The sequence below is a fragment of the Chryseobacterium sp. R2ACT005 genome, from assembly GCF_049949215.1.
Lineage (GTDB): Bacteria > Bacteroidota > Bacteroidia > Flavobacteriales > Weeksellaceae > Chryseobacterium.
In genome coordinates this window covers 1102454-1121654 of the sequence record NZ_CP188192.1, presented here as the reverse complement: position 1 = coordinate 1121654, position 19201 = coordinate 1102454, and the positions used below count along the sequence as shown (strand labels likewise).

Below are 19201 nucleotides of genomic sequence, written 5' to 3'. Positions count from 1 at the left end.
GAGATTCGGGTTTCGAGATACGAGATATGTGATGCGTGATGCGAGATCAGTATACTATAAAATTTAATTAGCATGAAAAAAATAAAGATTTTTGGTGTAATAGCTGCCGGAATACTGCTGTTCAGTGCTTGTTCGGGAAGAAAAGATGATCCGAACTTTATCCGGGTAGGAATCACCTATGGTCCGGAACAGGAAATTGCTGAGGTTGCCAAAAAAGTAGCTAAGGATAAATATAATCTGGATGTGGAACTTATTCCTTTTAATGATTATGTAGTTCCCAATGAAGCCCTGACAAACGGAGATATTGATGCCAATGCTTTTCAGCATCTTCCTTATCTGACAGAGCAGTCCAAGCAGAGAGGATACCATCTTGTACCTGTAGGAAATACATTTGTATACCCTATTATAGCCTATTCAAAGAAGATTAAAAATATCAGTGAGCTGCAGGAAGGCAACACTGTTGTTATTCCCAATGACCCAACCAATGGAGGACGTTCCCTGCTTCTGCTTCAGAAAGGAGGTCTGCTAAAATTAAGACAAGGTGTAGGACTTCTGCCAAAAGTAACAGATATTACAGAAAACCCGAAACAGCTGAAAATCATGGAGATTGAGGGAGCCCAGATTCCAAGAGTCTTAGATGACAGGGATGTTGTGGCAGGAATTATCAATAACAATTTTGCAGCTCAGGCAGGATTAGATTCGGAAAAACAGGGGATCTTAATTGAAGATAAAGACTCTCCGTATGTGAATCTGGTGGTTGCCAGACAGGATAATAAAAACAGTCAGAAAGTAAAAAACTTTGTAAAAGCCTACCAGTCTCCGGAAGTGGAAAAGAAAGCCAAAGAGATTTTCAAAGGCGGAGCTGTGAAAGGATGGGATTAATGAGTCTGAGGATTTGAGAGTGAATTCGAGATGCGGGGGTACGGTTTTCGGGTGAGAATTTAAGAATAGGAGGGTTTGGTGTAGATTCCTACAGAATGGACAAACTACACGCTTTACCTATACGTCCACCTTGTCATTCCGTAGGAATCCAGGCACTGTGTTAGGAGAGTTGTAGGGTTAAAGATATTGAGTGAAAATATAGGAGTAGCTTCATTTGTCTTTTACCATTTTGCAATTTCGATTTTTTTCTTAATAATTAAAAATATTTAATAATAAGCTGTCTGCAAATACGTGGACAGTTTTTTTATTCATTAAAATTTATTTTCTCAATTTGAGATAATAAAAAATTTTCTCTATTTTTGCTTTTAATCAAATAGAAAGGCATTATGTTAAAGAAAACCGTCATTATAAGTTTATTCACCTTTATTTCTGCTTCTTATATGGCCCAGACTAATAATATCCTTCCCGTTTATTTAGATGAATCCAAACCTGTAGAACAGCGTATTCAGGATGCATTATCAAGAATGACACTGGAAGAGAAAGTGGCAATGCTTCATGCACAGTCAAAATTCAGTTCACCGGGTGTTCCAAGACTTGGAATTCCGGAATTCTGGACCACTGACGGTCCTCACGGGGTACGTCCTGAAGTGATGTGGGACGAATGGGATCAGGCAGGATGGACTAACGACTCCATTATCGCCTACCCTGCCCTGACTGCTTTATCCGCTACATGGAATAAAAAAATGTCATGGAATTATGGTAAAGCTTTGGGTGAAGAAGCCCGCTACAGAAAAAAAGATATTCTTCTGGGACCTGGAGTCAATATCTACAGAACTCCTCTGAATGGACGAAATTTTGAATATATGGGTGAAGATCCTTATCTGACCTCAAAAATGGTAGTTCCTTATATTAAAGGGGTACAATCTAATGGGGTGGCAACTTCTGTGAAACATTTTGCACTGAACAATCAGGAAATGTTCCGTCATACGAGCAATGTGAATGTAGATGACAGGGCTCTTTATGAAATTTATCTTCCACCTTTCAAAGCAGCGGTAACAGAGGGTGATTCGTGGACAATCATGGGTGCTTATGATATGTACAAAGGCCAGTATGCCAGCCAGAATCAATATCTATTAAATGATATTCTAAAAAAGGAATGGAACTATAAAGGGGTCGTAGTCTCCGACTGGGGGGCTGTAAACAATACGGAACAGGCGATTCATAACGGACTTGATCTGGAATTCGGATCGTGGACCAACGGACTTTCTGCCGGAACTAAAAATGCCTATGACAACTACTATCTGGCAAAACCTTACCTTGATCTGATTAAAGCAGGAAAAGTAGGAACCACAGAGCTTGATGATAAAGTAACAAGATTACTTCGCCTTGCTTATAAAACAACAATGAACCGCAATAAACCTTTCGGGAATATTGCTTCTGAAGAGCATAAAGCTGTTGCAAAAGAAATTGGAGAAGAAGGAATCGTCTTATTAAAGAACCAGGGTAATGTACTTCCTATTGACCTTAATAAAGCTAAAAAAATAGCGGTTATTGGAGAGAATGCCATTAAAATAATGACTGTTGGCGGAGGTTCTTCATCATTAAAAGTGAAATACGAAGCTCTTCCTTTAGACGGAATCAAATCCAGATTTGGAAAGCAGGCAGATGTACAGTATGCGAGAGGTTATGTAGGAGATATCGGAGGTGAATATAATGGGGTAAAATCCGGACAGGATTTAAAAGACACCCGTTCTGAAGCTGAATTATTGAATGAAGCTGTAGAATTGGCCAAGAAATCCGATTATGTAATTTTTGTAGGAGGATTGAACAAAGCTGATTTCCAGGACAGTGAAGGAAATGACAGAAAAAGCTATGGACTTCCTTATAACCAGGATCATGTGATTTCTGCTCTTGCAAAAGCAAATAAAAATCTTGCTGTTGTTTTGGTTTCCGGAAATGCCGTAGCTATGCCTTGGATCAAAGAAGTTCCTACCGTTTTACAGTCGTGGTATCTGGGTTCTGAAGCTGGAAATTCTATTGCCTCTATTCTGGCAGGTGATGCAAATCCATCAGGAAAACTTCCGTTTACATTTCCTGTAAAACTGGAGGACAATTCAGCACATCAACTAGGAGAATATCCCGGACAGAAAGATGAGTTGGCTGCAGGAAAAGGCAAAGATCAGAAAAACCCTATCAATATTACTTACAACGAAGGCGTTTTTGTAGGCTACCGCTGGCATGATACTAAAAATATAAAACCTCTGTTCAGTTTCGGACATGGATTGAGCTATACGACTTTTGAATTCGGAAAGGCAAAAGCAGACCAGACAACCATTTCACAGGATGGTAAAATTACGTTTACTGTAACAGTTAAAAATACAGGTAAAAAGGCAGGTGCTGAGGTTGCCCAGCTTTACATCAGTGATTTAAAATCATCTGTTCCAAGGCCTGCAAAAGAACTGAAAGGTTTTGAAAAAGTATATCTGAATCCTGGCGAACAGAAAGAAGTTACTTTCACCATTGATAAAACGGCTTTAAGTTTCTTTGATGCTCAAAAACATGACTGGGTAGCTGAACCCGGAGATTTTGAAGCACTGATTGGAAATTCTTCCGATGCCATTAAAACAAAAGTGAAGTTTACCCTTAAATAAAAACTGAGAGTTAAGAGTATAAACTCTATTTAATAATTATTTGATAGAATGCAAACAGATTCCAAAATGGGATCTGTTTTTTTATAATTTATTTAAACGCAAAGATTCTTAGATTCTGTCGTATGATACAAGGGCGACAACGTCGCGGATGAAGCTAATAGATAATAGAATCAATTACTATTGATTCCATCTCTTTGCTCACTTAAATTCAAAAGTATCTCAGATTAAAACTTTGCGTTAAAAATAAAAATCTAAATTTTAGATGTGCTCAAATATTCAATCTTCAAAACTTTTTTTAAACCATTAAGGAGTTCTTAAGTGATGAAGAAAAATTAAGATTCAAATAAATTTGAATGAAGCACAGTGTTTTATGAATATCTTCAGATATGCTCTTAATACTCTTAACAGCTTAATATTTTCTTAATGGTTCAAAAACTTCAGTGTAGATTTTTTGCTATACTAAGATCATTAAGCATAAATATTTCAGGAAAATAAAAAGCAGATTCCAATTGGGAACCTGCTTTCATCGATCTAACAAATATTATGATTATTTTCCGCCGCCACCATTTTTCTCTACATCGGTTTTTGTATTTTCTTTTACCTTCTGGTTTCCGAAACGTTTTACAAACGTAAGAGAAACTCCGTACCAATCCCATTTTGAATACTCTCTGAAAGTCCCATCCTGGCTGTAAGTCGTGTTATCACCATAAGGTCTTTTGAAAATATTCATCAGCTGCATGCTCAGTTCCATCTGAGTTTTCGGGAATATTTTGGTGACTGAAATATTGTGGAATACGTTGGTATTATTCGCATATGAATTTCCATTGTTCTGATTGGCAAGTTCCACCCATGCACTCAGATTAATGTTTTTATTGAAAAGGTTGGTATAAGAAACATTCGCAGAGGCTCCCCAATAACTGATATAATCTTTGGCACCTAGTTTATTTTTCTCGTTAAAATCTTTATTATTAATGTAATACCATCCAAATCCGGCATTTACATTCAGTTTATTTTTCAGGAAGTTCTGATTGGTATTGGCAAAAAGGTAATATTTTTCAACTTTTCCATCAAAGTTCCCTGGTAGAGAAACTGTTCTTCCGTTTTCCGTTACATAAGTAGTCCAGTAATCCTGATTGGTGTGCATATATCTTGCGGAAAGAAAATACTTTTTCAAAATTCCGAATTTCAGATAAAGCCTGTCGTTGGGGTTTGGATTCAGATAAAGGTTTCCTCTGGAATACGTTCCATTAATTTCAGGCGTCACAAAAGGGTTAAATTCAGAATACCAAGGTCTCCAGATACTTCGGTTATAGGTAAGACTCAAATCAAATTTCTCTGAAAAATTGTATTTCAGCAATAGATTGGGAAGAAAAGTTCCGTAAGAATCTCTTCTCTCTGTACCTGCCACATCCTGTCTCACTTTATAATCAATATATTCATATCGGATTCCGACTCTTGTTTCCAGTTTTTCGAAAAATGTTTTGCTATAATTGGCATATAAAGAGCTCAGATGATCTTCATAATGGAATCTGTCGTTTTTGGAAAGATTAGCGTATTCCGGTGTACCATTATCAATACTGAATCCATAGAGACTGTTAGGAATAACATGATTGTTCAATTCCGTTTTCCCTCCTACTTCCATCGTACCTCCTGTTTTACCAAAAGGTTGTGTATAATCTATTTTCAGATAATAATTACGCATCTGATTGGAACTGATAGACCCCAGCTGCTGATTGGTTATCACACCCTGCTTATTAATCTGCTTGTCAATCAAATTATCATTGTCATTACTGGAATAATTGGTTCCTAAATTAATATCTAAAATTCTATTTTTTTCTTTATCATAGTATTTATAGAAAGCATTAGTACCCAGATTACGGCTGAATCCCCAGTTATTTTGAATTTGGTGAAAAGATTCACCCGGATCTCCATCTTTTGTAGTCATCCCATCAGATTCTGCTGAAAGCAAATTCCTGTTCTGGGAATACTCCAGTACAAGTCCGAAATTATTTTTATCATTGATTTCAAACTCTGAAGTGGAAGAAAGAGATGGACTTTCATTTCTCATTACATTTTCCAGATTAAACTGAGTAAGTTTATTTTCAGCATAACGGTTATCCCATGTCTGATTCTTCTGCACATAAGTTCCGTCATTATAACTTCCAATAAGAGTTTGGGTAAATTTTTTCTTATGATAGTTGAGATTAAAATTTGTGTATTGTGAGTTCTTGGTACTTTGTCTGTTGTTGAAAGATATACTTCCTTTTAAACCTTCATCATCCCTTTTCTTCAAAACAATATTGATGACGGAACCTGACGTTTCATAACGTGAAGAAGGACTGGTAATCACTTCAATTTTCATCAGGTTATCGGCAGGAATTGTCTTAAGATATTCCTTTAATTCCTTCCCTGTAAAAACCGATTTTCTATCATTGATGTATACTGTAACCATCTGTCCTTCGGCTTTTACATCATCATTATTATCTATGCTTACCAAAGGAGTCATTCTAAGAACGTCCCATGTTGTATTTCCTGCCAGAATTGCACTGTTGGCTACATTAAATACAGTTCTGTCTACTTTAGATTCTACGGTCGGCTTTCTGGCAACCAGGGTAACCGCTTCTATTTCTTTTGTATTTCCTTTTACAGTATCCTTTGCTGCCGGGGCCTGCTGAGCCATTGCAAATGAACCTGCTAGTATCGCTATTGGAAATAAGATTACTTTCATGTGAAATTATAGTTTTTTCTATAAGACCATTATCTTCACAAGTTTGTTACATCAAAAAGTAAAAAAAAAAAAATAAATCCTTAATTCCCAGCAAGATATCAATTAAAAACAGAAGCATAAACCGGAAAACAGTGGAAATTTTTTAATAAACAAACACAATATAAATCACTTCCATAATAAATATTCTTAAAAACATGTTTTATCTGTAATTTAATTTTTATTAAAAAACTTTACAATTTGTCATTGATATGAGAGTCTTCATTATGAAAATAAGTTGTTCATTCATTCAATTTCTAAAAGTCTTACCAACAAAAAAGCCCGGATCTCACCCGGGCCGCTAGCAATAGCAAATTTACAAGGAATAATATTAAAAAATATATGCTAGTTTAAATTTTCAAAATAATGGATAACGCCTACTTCAGGCAGACGACGTGGATCCTTATTAAAATCCGACTCCTTATTTTTGCTGTTTTCCAGAAAAGAATTGCTGAAAAGAGCATAAGAAGGCTGTTCTGCCAGTCCGTTTTTCAAAAGCTGATGGGCTTCCACAATAGTTTTCCCATATAGTTTTCTGAAGTTTCCAATATTGTATTGTGAAAAAGATCCATAATGAACAATAAACTTGAGAGCCAGATCAATGGTAGTGCTTAAACTCTTACTCAGCTCCTCTATCTTTCTGTTGAAAGCACTTCTCATCTTCCACAGCATTTTTGAAATGCTCTGGTAAGACGGATTTTCATCATAACGGTAAAATAAAATGGCATCTCCCTCAATCTCGGAAATTTCAAAATACTGATCGTTCACATCAATCAGTGTAGACAATAGCTGTCTTACAATATACTCGCCTGTATACAATTTTGTATTGAACACAAATTCGGTAAATCCGCTGAAATCCGGAATTAAAATGATTCCCTCCTGTATATTTGTCTTCATAATGATAATGGATTAAAAACCTGCTTCATCATTACAGACGAAGCAGATTCAATTTTACTTTATTGCCACCCGCCTCCTACTGAGCGGTAAAGTGCTGTTATAGCATTCAGTCTCTGGGTTTTCAGAGAAGCCAGTTCCAGTTCTGCCTGAAGTTTATTCGATTGGGCAATGATCACCTCTACATAAGTTGCTGAATTATATTTAAATAACAGATCAGCTTTTTTCACTGCTTCACCGGATTTCACGGCCAGCCCTTCTGCAATTTTCTGCTGCTCTTCCAGTTTTTGAATTTGTACCAATGCATCAGAAACTTCGGCTACCGCTTTTAAAACAGACTGTTTAAAGTTGATTTCCGCCTGATCAGCAACTACTTTAGACTGTTCATACTGCGTTTTCAACTGTTTTCCATTCAAAATAGGCTGTGCTACTGCTCCTGCCACCATTCCGAAAAGAGATCCCGGAACACTGAACCATTTACTGATCTGGAAAGCATTTACACCACCCTGTGCTGTAATATTCAGTGACGGATACATACTCATTTTGGCAACGTGAATCGCTGCAGCACTCTTTCTTACGTCAAGCTCAGCCGTTTTAATATCCGGTCTGTAGCTTAATAATTCTGAAGGAACTCCTGCTGCAAAATGATCCGGAGACTGTACATTGTTCAGGCTTGCACTTCTTTCAATTTTCCCGGGCATTGAACCTGTCAGCAGGCTCAAAGCATTTTCCTGGGTTGTCACAGAACTTTCAATTGCAGGAATTGATTTCAGAATCTGATCTTTTACAATTTCCTGCTGCTGCACTGCCAAAGCTGTCGTTAATCCCAGTTCCTGCTGTTTGGTCAGAAACTTCAACGTATTATCAGCATATGCCAGATTGGATTTTGTAATTTCCAGCTGAGTATCCAGCATCAGCAGATTATAATATCCCTGCACTACAGCAGACACCACTTGTGTTTTTACCGCCTTTGCTGCTTCCTGTGTTTTAAGATATTCTGCTAAAGCCTGCTCTTTTCTGCCTTTGATCTTACCCCAGATATCTGCTTCCCATGAAAAACTAAGAGAAGTTGTATAATCTTCCATATACCTTTTCCCCATGAACTGTCCGGCCATCATTCCGTTCATACTGTTGTCTGAGGGACGGTTGATATTCGCATTGGCAGAAGCACCGATCGTCGGGATATTTCCCCATTTACTCTGAGTATACGCCAGGGAGGCAAATTCTATCTGCTTTAAAGCCACCTGAAGATCATTATTCTGTACCATCGCTTTATCAATCAAGCTTACCAGAACCGGATCTTTGAAAAAATCTTTGTAGCTGATTTTAGCAATATTTTCATTTTGCCCTGAAACAATACTATCGCTTCTGAAGACTTCAGGCATTTTTACCTCAGGCTGCTCATATTTCTGAACTTTACAGGAAATTGCCGTCCCCGAAATGAGTGCGATATATGCTATATTTTTAATTTTCATTTTTAAATCATTTGAATTAATATTCCCAATCCGCATCCGTTACTACCTTTCCATTGATCCTCTCATGCAAAGCCTGGAATACCACAAAAAGAACAGGAACCACAAAAATTCCTAAGATCGTTCCGAAAAGCATCCCTGAAATGGCCGCATATCCGATAGAATGGTTACCCATCGCTGAAGGCCCTACCACAAAGATCAATGGCAGCAATCCGGTAATAAATGCCAGAGAGGTCATCAAAATAGGACGTAAACGTGCTTTTGCTCCTTCCACTGCAGATGCAATAAGACTTTTCCCTGCTCTACGTCTCTGAATAGCAAATTCCACAATCAGGATACCATTCTTCGCTAAAAGTCCAATCAACATAACGAGAGCAATCTGTACATAAATATTGTTAGACAGCTCCGCGAATGTAATTCCGACAAATACTCCTGAAAGTCCTACCGGAATAGCAATCAATACAGCTAATGGAAGGATATAACTTTCATATTGTGCGGACAAAAGGAAGAATACAAAAACGATACATAATCCGAAAATCATGACAGATTGCGAGCTTGAACCTGCTTCTTCACGGCTCATTCCTTTATAATCATAAGTATATCCCGGAGGAAGTACCTGCTTGCTCACCTCTTCAATTGCGGCCATCGCCTGTCCTGTACTGTATCCCGGAGCAGCTATTACCGTTAAGTTGGATGAGTTGAATAGATTGAAACGGTCTACCACTTCAGCTCCCGTTACCTGTTTAAGGCTTACCAATGTATTAATAGGAACCATCTGGTCTAAATTATTTTTAACGAAAATTCCGTTCAGGGATTCTTTATCCTGTCTTGTTTCCGGAGTAGACTGTACCAGAACTCTGTAATACTTTCCAAATCTGTTGAAATCTGAAGCCTGAATACTTCCGTAATATCCCTGCATTACTCCCAGTACTTCAGAAACATTCACTCCCAGCTGGGCAGACTTCACTTCATCTACAAGTACTTCAAACTGAGGATACGTAACATCGAAGGTGGTAAATGCTACCGCCACTTCCGGTCTCTGCATCAGGGCTCCCATCATTCCATAGGAGATATTTCCCAAATTCTGAAGTTCTCCGTTTGTACGGTCCTGAAGCACAAGCTCCATACCACTTGTATTTCCGAAACCGTCTACCGTTGGCGTATTGATCACAAGGAAATTGGCTCTTTTATCCTGAGAAAGCATACCCTGCGTCTGGCCTATAATGTCATTGATGTTATTCACAGCTCCTCTCTCGCCTCCTTTTTTTAATTTAACAAAAATAGAAGCTGCAGAAGATGACATGGAACCACTGAACAGGTTTAATCCGTCTACTGAAATTACTTTGTCCACAGCAGGATTTTTCATCAATAGGTCTTCTGTGTCGGAAACTACTTTTGAAGTTCTGTCCTTTGATGCTCCCGGAGCAAGGTTTGCTGTTACAATAATAAAACTCTGGTCTTCATCCGGAATAAATCCTTTAGGTGTTGTCATAGACATCCATGCAAACAATCCTCCGAAGGCCACAATGATGATCAGGGCCACCCATTTTCTTTTTAAAAGGAAGAGTACAGCTTTACCATATCGGAAAGTCAGCTTATTGAAGCTCGCATTGAATCCTGCAAAGAAACGGTCTTTGAAATTCATTTTTTCATGCGTTCCCGGATGGTGTTGTTTTAAGAATAAAGCACACAGCGCCGGGCTCAGTGTCAATGCATTGATTGCTGAAATCACAATTGCAATTGCTAACGTCAAGGCAAACTGCTGGTAAAACAATCCTGTGGAGCCACTCATAAAGGCTACCGGAACGAATACGGCAGACATGATCAACGTAATAGAAACAATAGCTCCTGTAATCTCACTCATTGCCGACATCGTGGCAGCTCTCGGATTCAGTTTTTTATGCTCCATCTTGGCGTGAACCGCTTCCACCACTACAATAGCGTCATCCACTACAATACCAATCGCCAATACCAGGGCAAACAGCGTAAGAATATTAATAGAGAATCCGAAAACCTTCATAAAGAAGAAAGTTCCTATAATAGATACCGGAACTGCAATGGCCGGAATCAGGGTTGAACGGAAATCCTGAAGGAAGATATACACCACAATGAATACCAGGATAAATGCTTCTATCAATGTATGAATCACCTGCTCTATGGATTGATCCAACGCTTCTTTTGTTGCGTATGGAATTTCATAATCCATTCCTTCCGGGAAAGATTTTTCCAACTCTTTCATTCTCTCCTGAAGAGCAATCTGCACTTCATTCGCATTAGATCCTGCCATCTGGAAGATCGCCATCGTTACGGAAGCTTTTTTATTATAATTGGAAGAAACCGTATAGCTGTATGCTCCGAATTCCACTTTGGCAATATCTTTTAGTTTTAAAACAGAACCGTCGTTCAATGCTTTGATGGTGATATTTTCATATTGCTCAGGCTCTGTAAACTTACCTTTGTACCGAAGAACATATTCCATTACTTCTTTACTTCTCTCTCCTAATCTTCCGGGTGCTGCTTCCAGGTTTTGGGTCTGAATGGCACGGGAAACATCGGATGGGGTAAGATTGTATGAAGTCAGCTTATTCGGGTCAAGCCAGATACGCATAGAGTAATCTTTATTTCCATACACCATTGCATCTCCTACTCCTTTTACCCTTTTCAGCTCCGGAACGATGTTGATTTTCGCATAGTTTTCAAGGAAAAGGTCGTTCATTTTTCCATCTTTACTGGTCAGCGAAACCATCGCAATCATACTGTTCTGTCTTTTCACTGTTGTGATTCCTGCCTGAATTACCTCCGCAGGAAGCTGGTTGGTCACCTGTGCTACTCTGTTCTGCACATTAATCGCTGCCTGATCGGGATCTGTTCCCAGTTTGAAAATAACAGTAATGCTTAATGTTCCGTCATTACTTGCGGTAGAAGTAATGTAATCCATATTTTCCACTCCGTTGATAGCATTTTCCAAAGGTGGCGCTACCGACCTGGCAATCGTTTCAGCATTGGCTCCAGGATAAGCAGCAGTTACCATAACAGTAGGCGGTGCAATGTCCGGAAATTTGGTAATCGGAAGGCTTACCATCCCGACAATCCCCAGTATAACAAGCAATACGGAAATAACCGTTGCCAGTACGGGTCTTTTTATAATTTTCTTTAACATGATTTCTTCTTACGATTTTTTCTGTTGAGCATTTTTCTTTTGTGCCACGACAGGGGTTCCCGGCTGTAATCGGTCAAAGCCGCTGGTAATATATTCATCTCCTGCCTTAAGTCCTTTGGCTACAATGAAGTTATCGCCGGCTTTTCCATTCACTTCAATGGGAACCATTGCTGCTTTTCCACCCTTAATTGTGAACACAAACACTTTATCCTGAATAGTTCTGGTAGAAACAATAGGAAGTAAAACAACATTGCTGTAGAACTGATCCAATACAATTTTACCGGTATTTCCGCTTCTTAAAAGATTATTGGGATTGTTGAATTTTGCTCTTAATGTAATTGATCCGGTTGTCTTATTAAACTGTCCTTCCACGGCATCAATCTTTCCTTTTTCAGCATATTGCTCACCACCGGAAAGAAGTAATGATACTGCCGGAGTATTTTTGATCACTTCATCAATGTTGTTTCCTACATACTGTTTTTGGAAATTATTAAAATCATTTTCGCTCAAACTGAAATATGTATATACCTGATGAATATCTGACAATAAGGTAATCGGTTCCTGATTCCCCGGCGTCATCAAACTTCCCAAACGATAGTTGAATCTCCCGATAAATCCACTTACCGGAGCTTTGATGGTAGAGAAATTCATATTGATTTTAGCTGATTCAATAGTGGATGTAGATTGGCTTACGGCTCCTCTTGCTCCATTGTAAGCAGCTTCAGCTTCTTTTACCTGAATTTCTGAAACCATTTTATTTCTGAACAGTTCTTTTTTCCTGTCAAGATCAATTTTAGAAGTTGAAAGGGTGGCCTGAGCAGTGATCAAAGCTGCCTGAGCACTTTTCAGCTGCTCGCGAAAAACCTGATCTTCAATTTTGAATAACGGCTGCCCTGCTCTCACAAAGTCTCCTTCATCTACATAAATTTTGCTTAAATATCCTGTTACCTGAGGTCTGATTTCCACATTGGAAACACCCTCTACAGATGCTGCATATTCTCTGGAAAGAGAGGCGTCTCCCTGGGTCACTTTTGCCACAGGTAATTCCGGTGCCTGCTGCTGATAGCCTTGGTTTTGATTATCTTTCCTACACCCCGTCAAAACGATTAGTGAGAGGAAAAGTAGGGTTGATTTTTGAATAAAAAATCTTTGCATAACAATAGTCCTTTTAAATTTTCCGGACAAAAATCGAACGAAAAAAATTCAATAGGATTATTCAAAAAACCTCTTGTTTTGTCAAAAAGACTCCTTATTTCAAAAAACATGAGAAATATCATCCATAGACAATATAAATGGTACTATTTGTTATTTTTAATCGAAATTATAGTTTAAATTTGGTAAAAAGACGTCTTAAAACCATAAATAACTCATTATCAATACAAATCATCCTTTCTGTATTCCAAAGGGGATCTTCCCACATGTTTTTTGAAAAACTTACTGAAAGACGCCTGATCTGAAAACTTTAATTGAGAGGCGACTTCTGCAATATTCAGGTTAGGATTTCTTAGCAGCAATCTGGCTTCTACCGCTAAAACCTGATGGATAATATCTCTTGGGGATTTGAACACCGTTTTATTAATGACTTTCGTAAGGTATTTACGGCTGATAAAAAGCTTATCGGCATAGAACTGCACGTTATGCTCTTCTTTGAAATGACGCTGAACCAGCGTGAAAAAGCTGGTCGTCAACTCATCTTCTCTATTGGTTACCTGATGAGGTTTTTCTGTTTTCTTGAAGTAATTATCAATTTCATAGATGACTAGCGAAAAATGATGCCAGATCATTTCATTAAAATAATAATTATCTTTTTCCTTATCATTCAACACTTTAAGTTCATCGAGATGGAAATTCAGTTTCCTGTACACATCAGATTCATTCCTGATGATATGAGTAGGATCTGACGAAAGGCTCTTCAGAACATTATTTGACTTATAATTAAAACCTGCGTCAGAAATAAAATTCAATGAAAAGAATATATACTTAGCATCATAGTCTTCAGTAATTTCATCCAGCCAAAAAGTTTCTAACATTGGGCAAAAAACAATATCACCTTTGGAGACTTCATAGCTTTTGTCATCCAACCTAAATGTGACCCCGCCCTTCTGTATCATGAAAATGCAGAAATAATCTGAGCGGTAAGGAATATTCGGCTGTATGATATAATTAGCCTTATCAATTTCCATCACCACAAATTCCTTGATTCTAAGATCAAATTCCACCTGCTGCAACACTTCATCAAATGCTAGCTGCGAAACAAAATCAGATTTTGGCTGCGATTTTTTAGACATTGGAAAGAAAATTAAGCACGAAGATAATTGAAAAAGGAAAAAGAGCCAAGAAGTAAAGAGAGCTAAGAAGGCAAATAATCGGATTTTACTTTTTATTGTTTCCTAAACAACAATCAGCAATTCTTTATCATATCCGTTGTATTTTTCATCAATATAGCCATGAGGATTACAGATAATTTCTGTTTCTCCGATTTTATATCTGCACGGAGTATGAATATGCCCATGAATCCAGTATAGTGGCTGATAGTGCGTAATTAAATCTTCCAGATCAGAAGCATAGGCTGTTGTTAACGGATCCTCTTTGTAATATTCCGGAACAGATTGTATACTGGGTGCGTGATGGGTAATGACTATATTTTTAAGTCCTTTTGAATCTTCAAGACTTTCCTTCAGCCATTGTTTTGAAAACTGATGGATTTTAAAGGTATCCAATGTCCTCATTTTGGAATAGGAAGGATCTCTTCTGATCATTTTATAGTCATTCATTTTAGACTGACAAAGCATTCCGTACTGAACCGGATTCCCAAAGATGGAAAAATCCGTCCATAAGGTTGCACCGTGAAAACGAATACCGTCAATATCTGAAAATGAATTTTCCAGTACGTGAATATTAGAACAGAAGGCAGCTTCTTTGATCTTATTGAGTGTTTTTGGGTAGGACCCTTTATAATATTCATGATTACCCAAAACATATATTACAGGTTTATTGGGAATTGCATTTTTAATCCATTCAATTCCTTTGGTTCCCAAATTGACATCACCTGCCAAAACAACAATATCAGAATGATCAAAACATAATTCCGTACTCCCAAACTCCCGGTGAAGATCACTGATGATCTGTATTTTCATGATGTGTAGTAAAAAACAAAGGTAATGAAGTGATGTGGAAAGACAAAAAAAGAACCGATACCTAAGCACCGATTCTTCGTCATATAGTTTGTGTATTTTTAGACTGCCTGTTATGAAACAACAACTTCTGCCTGCTTCACTTTTAAGCTTTTCAATATAAAATAAAACAACATTCCGAGCGCTATAAGAGCATAACTGATTAAAACAATCAGATTCAGACTTCCTACTGAAAACTCTGAAGGAAAGATCTGGCTCATTAAAGTCATGAATGATAATCCAATCCCGGCTCCCAAAAAGTAACTTGTAGAGCTCAAACTTGATGCCAATCCGTAGTTTGAAGGTTCAACATCCTGGATTCCCATTACAGAAAGTGCGGTAAAACAAAATGTCATTCCTACCCCCGAAATACATGCTGCGCCTAATAAAACTACAGCTAGCGGATGTCCGGTATAAACAGAGATCAACAGTGACAATCCTCCCATCAGCATAAACAACCATCCTAAAACTCCCATCTGGGATGAACTCAGACGCTTTGATATATGAGGCAGAATAAATTTAGCCGTCAGAGCAGATATGATACTGAACGGAACAAGCATTAATCCTGCAGAAGCAGCGCTATAACCCATATCTTTCTGAAGCATCAGTGAAATCAGGAATAAAAACCCGATAAAAAATGCTCCCAACGTAAAGAATACAGCATTGGAAACCACTAAAGATTGATGTCTGAATAATTTTAAATCAACTAAAGGTTCTGCAACAGATTTCAGTCGGTAATATACCATAACCAAAAGCAGTATTGCCAGAATCAAGGAACCTACAACCATGAACGGCTGTTCTTTAATATGCACCAATTCATGGGTACCGTAAGTAAGACTTAAAAGCCCAAGCACCATTAATATTCCGGAAATCATATCTGTTTTCTGTGCGGTTTCATTTTTCTCATCTGCAGGGAGATAGAAGTAAGAGAGCACAAGTGTTACAAGAAGAATAGGTACATTAATCAGGAAAACCCAGTGCCAGCTTAGGTAAGTACTGATAATTCCTCCTACCGAAAGGCCGCTTCCTGAACCGATTGCAGCAAATGAACTGAAAATTCCGATAGCATGGTTTCTTTCCTGTTCTCCTCTGAATGTATTGGTCACAATGGATAATGCAGAAGGCATCACCAATGCAGCTCCCAATCCCTGTAAAGCACGGAATATTGCCAGCACTTCAAAGTTTTGAGATAATCCTGCTCCCAATGAAGTGAGCATAAAAATCAATGCTCCGAGTAAGAACATTTTCTTTCTTCCAATCTGATCTGAAAGCTTTCCACCAATAATCAGAAATCCTCCAAAGAACAATACATAAAGTGTCTGCAGCCATTGAACAGTCTCCGCTCCGATCTGAAACTGCTGTTGAATAGAAGGAATTGTTAAATTAATAATGGCAATATCCAAAGCCTCCACAAATGTTCCCACCGATGCTAAAATTAATATTACATTCTTCCTTGTATCCATATATTCAAATTTCCTGCAAAATTAAAATTTACAGAACGTATTTGAAAATTTAACCTTAAATTTGGAACAATATTAAAGATACAAAACACATTAAAGAACAAAACTACTGATAAATCAAACAACAATCCATAAAAACAGAACAAAATGGCAACTGAAAATTATATCCCTGACGAAAAAGACTTGTCTATCCTGCGACTTCTTCAGAAAGATGCAAAAATGAGTGTCCGAGATATTTCGGCAAGAATCAACTTGAGTCCTACTCCTACGCATGAGCGTATTAAACGTATGGAAAAACAAGGAATCATTAAAGAATATACCGCTGTAGTAGACCGTAAAAAGGTCAATAAAGGAATGATGGTGATCTGTATGATCGCACTGAGTGTTCACAATAAGAAAACAGCGGGAAAATTCATTGAGGAAGTGGGCAAACTGAAGGAAGTTGTAGAGTTTTACAATATCAGCGGGGATTTTGATTTTATGCTGAAGATCCTTGCTCCCAATATGGATGAGTTCCATGAGTTTTTTGTGAACAAATTATCAGAAATTGAAGGAATTGGCCAGACCAAGAGTATTTTTGTGATGAACAGCATCAAGGAAAGTGCTCAGATTGTTTAAACTCAGAAATAAAAAAAGAGGTTGTCCCAAAACTGCCACTCTGAATACAGACAGCCTGCAAATGCAGTTCAGAAATGAGATTCTTTCTACGTCAGCATGACAAAAGCCAATAATTTAGCTTTTGAGATGACCTCTTTCTATTATTTTAATTATTTCCAGTAATTCCAGACTGATCCGTCAAATATTGCCAGTGTTTTGCTGGTTGTATCATAACAGATCATACCGGGATAAGGATTTTTTACGCTAAGATGCGGTGCTGCTACTTTTGGAAGAATCATTGCTTTATCCTGAGATTCAAGAACCAATACTCCATCAGCAGTACTTGCTGCCTCTCCCATAATCACTCCTTTACCTGATTCCGCAGAGTTATTGACGATAACCGCACTTGAATTACCAGCATCAGACAAAGACTTCCATGTGTCATTTTCGTAGACTTTCACTTTATTATCCGTAACATCAAAGATCAGTGTTCCATTTACCAGAGTTCCGGTTGGAAATCCGGATGTTGCAGGAAGAATCAAGCCTTTTGTATTTCCGGGAACATTATCAAAATCCAATACGGTACTGTTTCCATCCACTGTCTGTTTTCCGATAGCTATCTGCGCAAAAAATGAATTAAAAACGATCAGGGCAATGGCTATACTTATATTTCTTATATTTTTCATACTCTTAGTGGTTAGATTAATCATTACAGCTTTTTTGCACACATTTCCATTCTGTCCCGTTATAAAGCTTTACGCATTTGTCCTGGATATCATATAAAAGCATTCCTTCTTTCGGATCGGCAATGGCATCATCAGATTGCGGTGTCTGGCTTACATGCTGAACTCTCGTCATGACAAAACCTTTATTTTTTGATTCCATGGCCAGGAATCCATTAGGTATATTTTCCGGCCAGGCATTATTTTTCTGCTGTACTGTAATTCCGAATTTCGTAAATCCATCAGGTGTTCCTGAAACCGCTGGTTTTGTACAGAACCCATCCAGGTCATCGATGATAACCGGAGCATTCCCACAACTTGTTTTATCTTCGGATAGTCCTTCAGGCCAAAGACCCGGACACATGGCTTTTGTTGCATTAGGACCGCAGAAGCTTGAATTCCCCATCCCTAATCCTGTGACAGATCCCATGGCAATTGTTACAATCTGACTATCATCACTAATAATAGAAGCTCCCCCACCCCCACTTACGTCTGCTTTTGCGATACAGTAAGCTTTTCCGGTAGGAATTCCAATATATTCAACAGAAGGATACGTTGTAGACTGCTGGGTAAATGTTCCGCAAATCTCTACAACACTGTTTGTTCCCATTTCAATAACTGAGGTTGTTCCAGGGTAAAATCCTCCAAAAGTTGGATCTTCCTGAACTACCGATCCTACAAGAGATAAGAAGGATTTGGTTCCTAATTTAATTTTTGAGTTTTTCTGAGATCCGAAAGTTCCCACTTTCACTGTTCCTGTAGATTTAACACTGGCTCCATCACCGATTTCCAGAACCCCATCAACCTGAATACTATTAGATTGAAGCTGCCCGGATTGAATGACAAGTGTTGCCCCATTCGGAATACTTATATTCGTACTTACACTAAGGCTGCCATTAAGACAATAGGTATTTCCACTGGTCATGGCCTGTCCTGTGTAAGGAATACACTGAGCATATGTTACAGCGCTGAAAAAGAGCATTAATAAAAAAATGACTTTTTTATTAATTTTTAAAAAAAATAATTTATTCATGCACATTTACAATATTTTAACAGATTATTATTGTTTAATTGGAAAATATTTAAATTTTCAACATCATCGACGGACTAAGAATCAATTAACATACCAAACAGGTGTTTAATTTTTTATAATCTTAAAACACTCATCAAAATCCGTATTTAACAATCCTATCAAAACATTCACAAAACACTATATTAAAACACATTAAACCTTTAAAAAAGATCACAATTAAGAATTTTTTTATATTATTTAAAAGTTTAAATATTCTTTTTCATCCCTAATCAGGTGATGGAATAAAGAATCCTGTTTTTACATACAGCATCCTTATTCACAATACAAAATGATCAAAACCATGATGAATTGTATCTGGATTCACTCTTCTCTGTTTTTCATCCGAATACAACA

At 37.8% G+C, this 19201-nt stretch carries 13 protein-coding genes; 3 read left to right on the top strand and 10 right to left on the bottom strand.

Annotated elements, in window-relative coordinates; genetic code table 11:
- Window positions 1-72 precede the first annotated feature (72 nt).
- Window positions 73-882, top strand: coding sequence for a methionine ABC transporter substrate-binding lipoprotein MetQ (gene metQ / locus ACPF63_RS05140; protein WP_426482242.1), 810 nt, complete (start codon window positions 73-75; stop codon window positions 880-882).
- 440 nt (window positions 883-1322) lie between these two features.
- Window positions 1323-3533: a glycoside hydrolase family 3 C-terminal domain-containing protein gene (locus ACPF63_RS05135; RefSeq protein ID WP_410500286.1), complete on the top strand. Its 2211-nt coding sequence runs from the start codon at window positions 1323-1325 to the stop codon at window positions 3531-3533.
- A 547-nt stretch (window positions 3534-4080) separates the two neighbouring features.
- Here ACPF63_RS05135 and ACPF63_RS05130 read toward each other — a convergent pair.
- The 8 genes from ACPF63_RS05130 to ACPF63_RS05095 form a co-directional block, all read right to left on the bottom strand.
- The gene (locus ACPF63_RS05130; protein ID WP_426482241.1) at window positions 4081-6261 is read right to left on the bottom strand and encodes an outer membrane beta-barrel protein; all 2181 of its coding nucleotides are present in this window, start codon (window positions 6259-6261) and stop codon (window positions 4081-4083) included.
- Window positions 6262-6642: 381 nt separating this feature from the next.
- Window positions 6643-7194 (bottom strand): DUF2652 domain-containing protein, encoded by a 552-nt coding sequence (locus tag ACPF63_RS05125; RefSeq protein WP_047388034.1) that lies wholly within the window; start codon window positions 7192-7194, stop codon window positions 6643-6645.
- Window positions 7195-7253: 59 nt separating this feature from the next.
- Window positions 7254-8666 (bottom strand): efflux transporter outer membrane subunit, encoded by a 1413-nt coding sequence (locus ACPF63_RS05120; protein WP_426482240.1) that lies wholly within the window; start codon window positions 8664-8666, stop codon window positions 7254-7256.
- Between the two features lie 16 nt (window positions 8667-8682).
- Window positions 8683-11823 (bottom strand): efflux RND transporter permease subunit, encoded by a 3141-nt coding sequence (locus ACPF63_RS05115; RefSeq protein WP_426482239.1) that lies wholly within the window; start codon window positions 11821-11823, stop codon window positions 8683-8685.
- A 9-nt stretch (window positions 11824-11832) separates the two neighbouring features.
- The gene (locus tag ACPF63_RS05110) at window positions 11833-12978 is read right to left on the bottom strand and encodes an efflux RND transporter periplasmic adaptor subunit (RefSeq protein WP_180564168.1); all 1146 of its coding nucleotides are present in this window, start codon (window positions 12976-12978) and stop codon (window positions 11833-11835) included.
- A gap of 218 nt (window positions 12979-13196) precedes the next feature.
- Window positions 13197-14111 carry a helix-turn-helix domain-containing protein gene (locus ACPF63_RS05105; protein ID WP_077418560.1) on the bottom strand — a complete coding sequence of 305 codons (915 nt, stop codon included), beginning with the start codon at window positions 14109-14111 and terminating at the stop codon, window positions 13197-13199.
- A 102-nt stretch (window positions 14112-14213) separates the two neighbouring features.
- Window positions 14214-14960: a metallophosphoesterase gene (locus ACPF63_RS05100; protein ID WP_426482238.1), complete on the bottom strand. Its 747-nt coding sequence runs from the start codon at window positions 14958-14960 to the stop codon at window positions 14214-14216.
- A 110-nt stretch (window positions 14961-15070) separates the two neighbouring features.
- Window positions 15071-16459 carry an MFS transporter gene (locus ACPF63_RS05095; protein WP_426482237.1) on the bottom strand — a complete coding sequence of 463 codons (1389 nt, stop codon included), beginning with the start codon at window positions 16457-16459 and terminating at the stop codon, window positions 15071-15073.
- A gap of 144 nt (window positions 16460-16603) precedes the next feature.
- Between ACPF63_RS05095 and ACPF63_RS05090 the strand changes: the two genes are divergently transcribed.
- The gene (locus ACPF63_RS05090) at window positions 16604-17074 is read left to right on the top strand and encodes an Lrp/AsnC family transcriptional regulator (protein ID WP_047388015.1); all 471 of its coding nucleotides are present in this window, start codon (window positions 16604-16606) and stop codon (window positions 17072-17074) included.
- A gap of 149 nt (window positions 17075-17223) precedes the next feature.
- On the opposite strand, the gene ACPF63_RS05085 is transcribed toward ACPF63_RS05090, so the two are convergent.
- Window positions 17224-17739 (bottom strand): hypothetical protein, encoded by a 516-nt coding sequence (locus ACPF63_RS05085; protein ID WP_426482236.1) that lies wholly within the window; start codon window positions 17737-17739, stop codon window positions 17224-17226.
- A gap of 16 nt (window positions 17740-17755) precedes the next feature.
- On the bottom strand, window positions 17756-18808 hold the full coding sequence (locus ACPF63_RS05080; RefSeq protein ID WP_426482235.1) for a hypothetical protein: 1053 nt from the start codon (window positions 18806-18808) through the stop codon (window positions 17756-17758).
- Window positions 18809-19201 lie beyond the last annotated feature (393 nt).

Bases quoted from the DNA above. Each gene is read 5' to 3' on its own strand.
- metQ (WP_426482242.1), top strand. From the start codon at position 73: ATGAAAAAAATAAAGATTTTTGGTGTAATAGCTGCCGGAATACTGCTG.
- ACPF63_RS05135 (WP_410500286.1), top strand. From the start codon at position 1,323: ATGGCCCAGACTAATAATATCCTTCCCGTTTATTTAGATGAATCCAAA.
- ACPF63_RS05130 (WP_426482241.1), bottom strand. From the start codon at position 6,261: ATGAAAGTAATCTTATTTCCAATAGCGATACTAGCAGGTTCATTTGCA.
- ACPF63_RS05125 (WP_047388034.1), bottom strand. From the start codon at position 7,194: ATGAAGACAAATATACAGGAGGGAATCATTTTAATTCCGGATTTCAGC.
- ACPF63_RS05120 (WP_426482240.1), bottom strand. From the start codon at position 8,666: ATGAAAATTAAAAATATAGCATATATCGCACTCATTTCGGGGACGGCA.
- ACPF63_RS05115 (WP_426482239.1), bottom strand. From the start codon at position 11,823: ATGTTAAAGAAAATTATAAAAAGACCCGTACTGGCAACGGTTATTTCC.
- ACPF63_RS05110 (WP_180564168.1), bottom strand. From the start codon at position 12,978: ATGCAAAGATTTTTTATTCAAAAATCAACCCTACTTTTCCTCTCACTA.
- ACPF63_RS05105 (WP_077418560.1), bottom strand. From the start codon at position 14,111: ATGTCTAAAAAATCGCAGCCAAAATCTGATTTTGTTTCGCAGCTAGCA.
- ACPF63_RS05100 (WP_426482238.1), bottom strand. From the start codon at position 14,960: ATGAAAATACAGATCATCAGTGATCTTCACCGGGAGTTTGGGAGTACG.
- ACPF63_RS05095 (WP_426482237.1), bottom strand. From the start codon at position 16,459: ATGGATACAAGGAAGAATGTAATATTAATTTTAGCATCGGTGGGAACA.
- ACPF63_RS05090 (WP_047388015.1), top strand. From the start codon at position 16,604: ATGGCAACTGAAAATTATATCCCTGACGAAAAAGACTTGTCTATCCTG.
- ACPF63_RS05085 (WP_426482236.1), bottom strand. From the start codon at position 17,739: ATGAAAAATATAAGAAATATAAGTATAGCCATTGCCCTGATCGTTTTT.
- ACPF63_RS05080 (WP_426482235.1), bottom strand. From the start codon at position 18,808: ATGAATAAATTATTTTTTTTAAAAATTAATAAAAAAGTCATTTTTTTA.